The following is a 9,605-nucleotide window of genomic DNA, read 5'->3' as shown; positions in this document are numbered from 1 at the left end:
GAGTTGCAGGAAGAACTGGGACAATATGATTACGGGGCTAGGTTCTATGATCCGGTGATTGGCAGATGGAATGTGGTGGATCCGTTGGCGGATGGGAGAGCTGAAATGACGCCGTATCATTTTGTTAGCAATAATCCTATCAATAGAATAGACCCGGACGGGAGATGGGATTGGTACCAATCAAATGTAACGGGAACCGTTAAATGGTTCGATGGTACTGGGGAACAGGATGGATACAGGCATGTTGGAGAAGCAGGTGCTGTAAAATCAAGTGATGGTGGGATTGTGAATTTAAACGCAAACGGAACAGCTACTAACAGTGAGACGGGGGAGGAAGTTACCTCATCCACTAGTGGATTGACCAGTATCGTTCCCAAAGACCAGACAGGAGCTTTAGCTAAGTTTTTTTATGATGTTTTATCAGGAGGAGCATATAGTCGTCAGGCAAATGCATTGGATGTTCTAGATAGGGATGGAATAGGCGCATACAATAATCAGATGATTGCTGATGCTCGTACTGAAATTCGAGGTGATTGGATGGTTGGTGCATACCATGGGGCATCGGTATCAGCTCCTAAGGCCGCTACAGGAGGAGGACGAGTGTTTTGGTCAGGTGGTGAAGATGCAATGAATGCAGCCGCGAACTATGCTAAGGTAAATGGAATGACTACATTGGAAATGACAAGAGCAGGGCAGAATTTGACAAAGTTAACACAAGGTATGCCTTGGGAAAAAGCAGGGCCAATGTGGCAACGGTTATCTTCGGCTTATGCAAAAGGAGCAACAGGTTCAGTCCACGTATTCCAAAATGCATCTACAGGAGTACGATTAAATAGTGTTTGGCGAACTGTTGAGTATCCATTATTGAATGGGAAAAATAATTTAATCTTTCATAATGTCTTTAAGCCATGATTACAATAGATAAAATAGGAATATATAAGCGTTTCAATGGGGATATTGATGGTTGGTCAAGAGTTGGGACCAAAGAAGAGAAATCAATTATGACTGACAAAGATTGGTTTTTAATTGAAGGTTTCATTCAAGATATAAACCTTGTCAAAAAAAGCCTTACTTCGGATTCTTTTATGAAATTAGTAAGTGAAAGACTTAATGAAAATTGTGATACTGATGAAACTATTCAAGCATTAAAGGAATTAACTTAAAACAATAAAAGCTCAATTGGTAGAGCTTTGTTATACCCCCTACTGGTCTTAGCATCTCGTTAAGACCAAAATGTAACTTACATAATAAAGCTCGGCAATTTTTAAACTGCCGAGCTTTGTTTCTGTAAAAGTTTAATTAACTTGGCTTTAATTGCTCCAGATGCCCTGTCGTGGAGTTTCTTTATAATGGTAAGGAGTTGCTGGAAGAGCTAGGACAGTACGATTACGGCGCTAGGTTCTATGATCCGGTGATCGGAAGATGGAATGTGGTGGATCCGTTGGCGGAGAAAGGAAGGAGATGGTCTACCTATACCTATGCGTTCAATAATCCTATTTTATTTATCGATCCGGATGGAATGTTTGGTGATTATTATGGTACTGATGGTAAATGGCTAGGAACTGATCATATTGAAGATGATAGAGCATACGTTGCCAAGGATGGCTCATATACCAAACAAGGCGATGGGTATGCTATAAAGAAGTCAGGAATTACAGAGCTAGAAGTTGGCAATAATGAATTAATGCAATTGGCATCAACTTCTTATGGAGAATCCGGGACTTCAAATGTTAAAGAAGAAGTATACGGGATCGCCAGTGCAATTATGAATAATAAGGAAGCGAGAGGTGATGATGCAACGATTTCGTCCACTATAAAAGGCTTTGCTTTTGCTGCAACAGATGGTAATCCAAGAACTACCCAATTTAACGATGCCAGTAACGGCGAAAGAAATGGCACCTTTATGCAGACAGCAATAGGGGGAGCAATAAATGCAGTAAATGGTGGAGTAGATTATTCAAATGGCGCGACGCATTGGGCGGGTTCAGATATAGGTTCTAGTGCAGAAAAAAGAGCCACCGGCGGTTTGTTGTTTACTGATCAATCACATGATATGCAAAGGTTAGGTAGTAAGACTGTTAACGGTGCACCAATTACAACTCACTATTACAATAGCAGTGGAAAGGCAACTGGAGTAAGAGGCAGTTATTCTTATCGATGGGAAACAACAGCAGCACATGGAGGTACAACATTCATGAAAAAAACTAATTCTTTTATTAAAGCATCGGGAGAAAGGCGTTACTAAATATTATGAGAAAATTTATAATAATAATCCAGATAATTGCAATATGTTCACTTTTCGGTTATGTGAACGCTCAAGGACTTAAAAATGATCAAAACCATGTTAATAAGCGTCAACAAGTAAAAAGTATTGAAGGCGTTTATATTAGTTTGTCAAAATCTAGAGTTCTTGTCAACAAAGAAATTCAATGTGAACTTTTGCTTTTTGAAACAACCAAAGGTATAAATAAATATGTAGCTAAAATTGAATCCAAAGAAGTAGCGCAATCCATTAATTATTTTAGTCAAGAAGGTAATCACGAAGATTTATTTGTATTTGGCTTGCAAAAATTCCATCTGCAAAATAAAGTTGATCCTCTTTCTTTATCTGCCTACATGATTTTCAGGAATAGTAAAAAGTATCTATGTTTTATTGGTAAAGGGCAATCAGCATCAGGAACTGGGGTACAAGTGTCTTACTTTAACATTTTTGAACTCGATCGATTAGGCAAGGCGATTCTTCATTATGAATTCAATAGCCGTTTTGGAAATATCCATAGCATCGTTGATTACAATAATAATGGTAGTATAAATTATTTCAAGATCGTAAATGGAAATAAAATAGGTCAGTATATACTTACGATAAATAATGTTAAAAGTGGTAAGCCGATAAATAATAGATCGGTTCTGTTGGATTATAAATTGAATGACAAATTCGTGGTATTGAAAAATACCTTCTAAACTGTTAGATTATGGGGCAAGGTTTTACGATCCTGAGATAGGCAGGTGGAATGTGGTGGATCCATTGGCGGAAAAGTTTCATTCAGTTAATCCATATGCCTATACTGACAATAGTCCGATAAATAATATGGATCCAAATGGAATGGAAACGTTATATAACGAAGATGCTCAAAATGCGGTTCGCCAATTGCAAAGCCAAAATTCTTCGCAAAATCGAAACCATCCTCCAGATTGGTTTGTGGATAATTCAAATGGTAGTGTGTATTATTTTAGGGGTATAAAGAATATGACACAAGAAATTCTCGATAAATTTGGCTTTGGGATATCTGCTAAAAATTTAGAAAATTTTGGACCAGATAACATGTTTGGTAATAACCCAAAAGGACTTTATGAAAATTCATTAAGTCAAAGTATTCTGGTTATTGAGAATTCAAAATCTTTTATGGCGCAGAATGGGTATAGTGCAGTAGAAAATGTTACGGTTAAGGAACAGGAATTCGTTAGTGGGGGACGAATGGATGGGAACGAAAATATTAAAACGACTATTTCAGAAATATCTCAAATTGGTAAGACAAAGTTAACATATGTTTTGCCAAGCCTTGTAAATTTGAAATACGATGTTATGGAGGTTTCATCAGGAAATAATTCGAAGCTTAGTGCTTTTAGCTCAGCGAGTTCAAGTTCAAAAATAAATTATAGCATAAACAAACCTATTGGGCAAAGCATAAGGGCTACAGCTAAATATTATGAGAATAAGCAGCCAACAGCATCGAAAATTGGTTTTCTATTGAAGTTTATTTCTAAGCTTTTTTAGACCCAATTTAGTTAAATTTACAAACCATGAAAAATATAAGTGTAGTTTTTATTTTATTGATTGTTAGTGTATTTAATGGCTGCGGCCAGAATCAACCAAATACTGGCCAGTTTTATCTTGAAAAGAAAAAGGATTACGAAAAAAAATTCGTTGATCAGTTTCCAGAAAAAGTTTCTTCTTCATCGGATAGTAATCGTGTTTTTTCGTATAGGTATGAATCAAAAAATGATGTAGCATTCATGTTATATGAATACGGTTTACCCGAAAAGGAATTAAAATTGGTTAGAAATAGATCTCAAAAACAGGCAGTTGCTACTTACAATTATTTAGATTCATGTTTGTTGATTGTTAATCGTTTTGAAACAAAAAAGACAATGGATAATTATGAGTTGCCTGATATTAAAGATAGTACACTTCTTGATAAAGAATGCTACCATAATAAACTTCCTATTCCAAATTTCATTATTTACGAGGGGAATAATGGCAATCAGAGTTTTGGATTAGATACGTCCTTCACCATTTATGTATTCGAAGCAAAAAAAATAAATTCCTGGTTAAAAGAATTTAACATGAAACCTGCTTATCAAATGCCAAAACAATGGCAAAATGGTTATTCAAAGGGGATTGCTATTAGTAAAGAAAAAAGAACTGTAATATACTGGACTGTCATTTGGTAATCGGTTTTAACTTATCCCCATCTATCCGTAGTCTTGTGAATTGGAGATAGGGTGCATAAACCAATTTGATTGACCCCATCCCACCAATTTTAGTATATAGCGAAATTAGCTATAAATCAGGATCTTGCTGATTATTTGTTTTTGGTGAAGAGGGGTCAATATGCTATGGTTTATCCAACCAAAGCATATTTAATAAAAATTATATGATAAATAACAAGCTAGATTTCTTAAAAAGAAAAAATAAGGGAAAGTTTTTGCTGAAAAAATATGAAGATATGTTTATTGCTGCTGGTTTGAATGATCTAGAATACATTGATTTAGAGAAATCAGATAACTTAATAAACAGAGTTAGAGAGGTTTTTCCAGGAGTTCAAGGACAATCTGAAATTCTTTCAGATAATATTACTGCTTTTGATTCAGAATTATTGATTAAAGCATTTTCAATTGCTGATTCTGAATATTGTTATGTGTATTCTGATGATGTGTATTATTGTGGGATGTATCTGACTAATTCGAAATCTGCACAACAATGTTGTTTAGATATTGCAAAATTAGGTTATAGTGGTACATGCTTTCTTCTTGATAAGGAATTGAAGTTTTTAGTTCGGATTAACTTCTATAATGAAGATCATAATGAATATAGAAATAAGTTTGATATTCAGCTTAAACAAGCTAATCTCAAATAGATAGAATACCCTCGCTGGCGCACGACTGTGGCGTGTGATAAATAAATATAATTGTGACAAAGTCCAGAAATGCTGGGCTTTGTTATTTTAGGCCAGTTGGAGTTTGATTAACCTTGCTCTGGTTTAAGTTGTGCCGTGAGTGAATAATGAGGCTGTACTTATTATTGATAGTAGGTTCATCATTTCGTTGTGCAAGCGAATTTTGGCGCAAGTCTCAAGTGGAATTCCAATTGTTTACTGAAGTTTTATTTTTGTCACATCATTTTCATAGAGAAGCGCCATTTCTGATGGAGTTGCTACACCACTCCAATTCTGGGCATCGATTGAACTAGATAGCCGAAGCCCGCGCCGGTGGCCCTTATCGGGTTTCTTTTGACGGATGATATTTCGTTGTTAAATTTCGTCACCTATAAAAAGGCGTTCATGGTAAAAAAGCGATCGTTCGTCAAAAAGTTTAGGGACATTTCGTTTTTTTCTTGACATTCGGCCGTTGTTCTATGGTTTAGTTACTTATTTAGTAGCCATTATCGTCGATAAATCTATAAGCGTTTATGAAAAGGATTATTTTATTTTCGCGTTTTTTTTTGCTAGCCCTGTTATTCTTTAGCAAAATTGTCTATTCACAATTGCCGGTTGCATCGGTCAATAATCTTACCGGCGGGGGAACTGTGAGTATTCCGCTACACCAGTTACAGATTGGAAAAATTTCTATGCCTATCAGTGTTTTCTACAATGGTAGCGGAATCAAAGTGAAACAGGCCGAGGGAAATGCAGGGCTTGGCTGGAACCTGCAGGCTGGGGGAGCAATCTATCGCCAATTGAGGGGGCTACCTGATGAAACACAAAAGGATGATCAGGGAAATCAGCGTTTAGGCTGGCTCAGCAATACGAATGGGACAAAGATCAATGCTTTTAATATTGTAAACGATAACAATCAGTCGACCTGTGCGGATGAGGCTACAGACCTCGGATATATCAATGCTAACTTTTCTGATCTTTCTGATACTGAGCCTGATGTATTTGTTGTGAGTGCTCCGGGGCTTGATTGTAAGCTTGTGTTTGATGCAGACCATACCGTAAGAACAATTCCATATATGGATATTAAGGTGACCTATGATCTTGAAACATCGGTGCCTCAGCATTATTCGAGCTACGGGAGGATTAAAAGTTTTGTAATTACAACCGCATCAGGTACAAAGTATGTTTTTGCCGCCTTAGAAACAGCAAGGAAAGCTACAAATTCTTCAAATCCAAACGCGATCAATTTTTTTAAGCGTGAGTACCAGCAGTTCCAGAATGGAATCAGTTATGTTGCTGCCTGGAAGCTGACAAGTATAAAGGATATTGGAGGCGCTGGTTTAGATTTTTTTTATACTGAACCTTCTTTTACTGGTGGGACTGATCGGGTTGCGCTCAGTCAGGGAACAAGCAATACAACATTATATCCTTTTGCCATTACCAATTGGACTTTTGCTATTAACCTTTCCAGGGTTACCTATGGTGGGTGGGATGATGTAGCTTATGAACAGGGCTTAAATTTTTATTACCATAATGCTCCGACCTCGAATGTTCCGTTGATCGATTCTATTACCGGAATGGGGAAAAAATGCGTCTTTCAATACGACTTTTACAAATCTAATAATAATGGCAATGTTTACCGTTCACTTTTGATGAATGTTTCTGCTGGTCAGAATGATCTTTTATCCTTAGGGTACAATGGCTTACTTGAAAATCGAAATATAAACCTTCCGGACTCTGCATCGATGGCCGTAGATGTTTGGGGATATTACAATGGGAGTACGGAAACATCCTTGCTCCCTCAGGTTTACATAAACCCATCCAGTTCGGCCTATGAACATTACAGGAATATTCCGGGAGGGAATCCAGGGGTATTTAGTTATAACATTCCAGGTTCGGTAAGGCCGGTATCGCAGTCTTCCATGATGGCCGGTACGCTCGCCACGATATATTCACGGTATACGGGAGGCAGTACCCGGTTGGAATATGAACCCAATGATTATTATGATGCAACGGCCGGAACGGTAGTACAGGGCGGTGGTTTACGAATCAAAAAAATCAGTTCAACAGACGGAACTAATCCTTCTGGCGATATTATCACCAACTACAGTTATGTTGATCCGACAACTGGACTGTCTAGCGGAAAACCTGTAAATGTGCCTTTGTTATCTTTTACTACCCCGTTTTATGGATCTGGTACAGCAGAATATATGCTACAGAACTCGGTAATCCGGTTGGAAGAAAATATCTCCCAGGAAGAAACGGGGGTACTCTACAGTCACGTGCGAGTTTCGAAAGCAGGAATAGGAAGTTCTCTTTATGAGTACCTGCTGCCGGCTACCAATTGGGATGCCAGCTGGGGCAGCGACTGGTTTCCAACGCTAAATAACTTTGGAAGAACATCTTGTGTCAGCGGTGGCTATATGACCAATGAAAAAAATACTTACCCTTTCGCGCCGAACACAAATTATGACTTTGAAAGAGGGCTTCTTAAAAAACTTGCGCAGTATGATGAGAATGGAAACAAAGTAAGGGAATCAGTTTACAACTATGCCAGGACTGGATCGCCTTTGGTAATCGGTGCCTTAAGATTTGAAGAAAATGCGGGCGCTATGGCTTATGCAAAATATACTGTTTTTTCTGGAGTGGGTAATTTAACCGTGCAGGAAGACAATACGGTTTTCGATGCGCCATCACTGAGCCAGGCGAATCATACCACAACGAGTTATACCTATGGCAGTTCAGCGCATAAGGAAGTAACAGCAAAAAACCAGGTGCTGAGTGATGGAAGTATCGCAAGGACCTTTTTTAAATATATTAAGGATTATGGTGCTTCTCCTTCAGCTGATCCCTTTGTACAATCGATATATAACCTCTCACAGCAAGGAATAAATATACCGTTGGAGTCTTATAATCAGCTAGAGCGGAATGGCATAAACCGGACGATATCGGCATCTCTTACCGGGTTGAAAACATGGGGGTTTTCTTATCGTCCGAGTCTGGATCTGCCGGATAGCCAGTTTAGTTTTCTTAACGCTGCCGGGGTGAGCGATTTCCAACCTTCATCTATTTCTGGCGGTGTCTTTTCGAAGGATTCAAGGTATATTAATAAACAGCAAATACTTGACTATGATAAAAATGCTAACGCGACAACCGTTCTAATGAATGGGATTAATCGTAAGGCTGTGGTTACCGATCAATTGAATTCTCAGCCTGTAGCTGTATTCGAGAACGCCGGGATTGGTGAGATCGCTTACGAAAACTTTGAATTTCATTATCTGGAAACTAATTTTACTTACAGTGTTAATCCAAGTAATAACAGTTTCGTCTTACAGCCAAGGTCGGGAAATTATGCCTTCAATATAACTGCTGATAATGTGCTCTCCCGGTCAATAACAAAGTTGGCCGGTAGAAAGTATTACATTTTTTCTTTGTGGATGAATACTTCTGTTTCAGGAAACATCAATATTTCGCTAAGCGGTACACAGGCCGTCGTCCTGCCATACCCGAGTACCGGGGGACAGTGGAAGTACTACCAGGTAAAAGTACCTGTTGCCAACCTTCAGGCTAACTTTACGCTATCTTTCCAGTGTTCCAGCGCTGCGCTGATTGATGATATTATTTTTTATCCCGCCGATGCAACGGTATCCAGCTTTGGATACGATAAAGATTCTTTTCTGAAGACCTCCGCTACGAATACCAATGGAATTGCGGAGTATTATCAATATGATAAATACCTCAGGCTGAAGAATGTGTTGGATCAGGATAAAAACATTGTATTGAAAAAGACCTATATATCAAAAGAAGATCAGGATAATTTTAAAGCTGAAATCGGGGGATATCAAAATCCGCTGGTAAATTATCCCTATACGTTTATAGATGGTAGCCCTGGTACTACTTGGAATTCAGCGGGAATTTCCTATACCTGGAACTTCGGAGATGGTACCGGTACACAATCGACCAGCCAGCTTTTTGGTGAGCTATCACATACCTATGCTGCCGCGGGAAGTTACGTAGTAACGTTTACGAAAACCCTGCAGCCATTTGGGACCGTTAGTGCCACCCAAACAGTTGTCGTGGGCAATTCTACCGATCCGGTAAAGGTTTATGGTGCTGGTTCAATGACGTTGACATTTTCTCAGAATTCGGTGATTAAATACGTTTTTAATGCTGCTGATCTTGCTACTGGCATGTCAACAGTAGAGCCTGGAGTATACGATTTGAAGCTTGCTGCAAGTGGACAATACTCCTCGTCAAATCCATCCGGATACAAGGCTGTTGGCTACCATGCTTATTCGACCCCAAATACTGGTTTAGTTGAGGATTGTCGGGCGTCTATGCCAACTTCAAATCAATATTATTTTAATGGATTAAATCTTACAGGAAAGTACTCCATTAGCTTCTATCTGGATACTAATGCAACATGCATACCTAACGAAATTGAATAAC

General features: G+C 38.4%; 7 protein-coding genes and 1 pseudogene. All 8 read left to right on the top strand.

All coding sequences use genetic code 11. The annotated features are described in order from the left end of the window. A partial coding sequence (locus AC1DNH_RS05580) for an RHS repeat-associated core domain-containing protein (RefSeq protein WP_477625249.1) occupies positions 1 to 912 on the top strand: 912 nt, incomplete at its 5' end. Then, positions 909 to 1,163, top strand: coding sequence for a hypothetical protein (locus AC1DNH_RS05575; RefSeq protein WP_477583493.1), 255 nt, complete (start codon positions 909 to 911; stop codon positions 1,161 to 1,163). The genes AC1DNH_RS05580 and AC1DNH_RS05575, both read left to right, overlap by 4 nt. 173 nt (positions 1,164 to 1,336) lie before the next feature. Continuing rightward, positions 1,337 to 1,522: pseudogene (locus tag AC1DNH_RS05570) on the top strand (RHS repeat-associated core domain-containing protein); the annotation flags it as partial. Positions 1,523 to 2,250: 728 nt separating this feature from the next. After that, positions 2,251 to 2,961, top strand: a complete 711-nt coding sequence (locus AC1DNH_RS05565) for a hypothetical protein (RefSeq protein ID WP_477583495.1) — start codon at positions 2,251 to 2,253, stop codon at positions 2,959 to 2,961. 142 nt (positions 2,962 to 3,103) lie between these two features. Next, positions 3,104 to 3,775, top strand: a complete 672-nt coding sequence (locus tag AC1DNH_RS05560) for a hypothetical protein (RefSeq protein ID WP_477625251.1) — start codon at positions 3,104 to 3,106, stop codon at positions 3,773 to 3,775. 26 nt (positions 3,776 to 3,801) lie between these two features. Continuing rightward, positions 3,802 to 4,452 carry a hypothetical protein gene (locus AC1DNH_RS05555; RefSeq protein WP_477611638.1) on the top strand — a complete coding sequence of 217 codons (651 nt, stop codon included), beginning with the start codon at positions 3,802 to 3,804 and terminating at the stop codon, positions 4,450 to 4,452. A 203-nt stretch (positions 4,453 to 4,655) separates the two neighbouring features. Then, positions 4,656 to 5,138: a hypothetical protein gene (locus AC1DNH_RS05550; RefSeq protein ID WP_477625248.1), complete on the top strand. Its 483-nt coding sequence runs from the start codon at positions 4,656 to 4,658 to the stop codon at positions 5,136 to 5,138. 551 nt (positions 5,139 to 5,689) lie between these two features. After that, positions 5,690 to 9,604: a PKD domain-containing protein gene (locus tag AC1DNH_RS05545; protein ID WP_477608980.1), complete on the top strand. Its 3,915-nt coding sequence runs from the start codon at positions 5,690 to 5,692 to the stop codon at positions 9,602 to 9,604. Position 9,605: the final 1 nt, after the last annotated feature.

The sequence above is a fragment of the Pedobacter sp. 01N310 genome, from assembly GCF_056399805.1.
The sequence above is the reverse complement of the archived record's forward strand: the minus strand, read 5'-3'. Positions and strand labels throughout refer to the sequence as shown.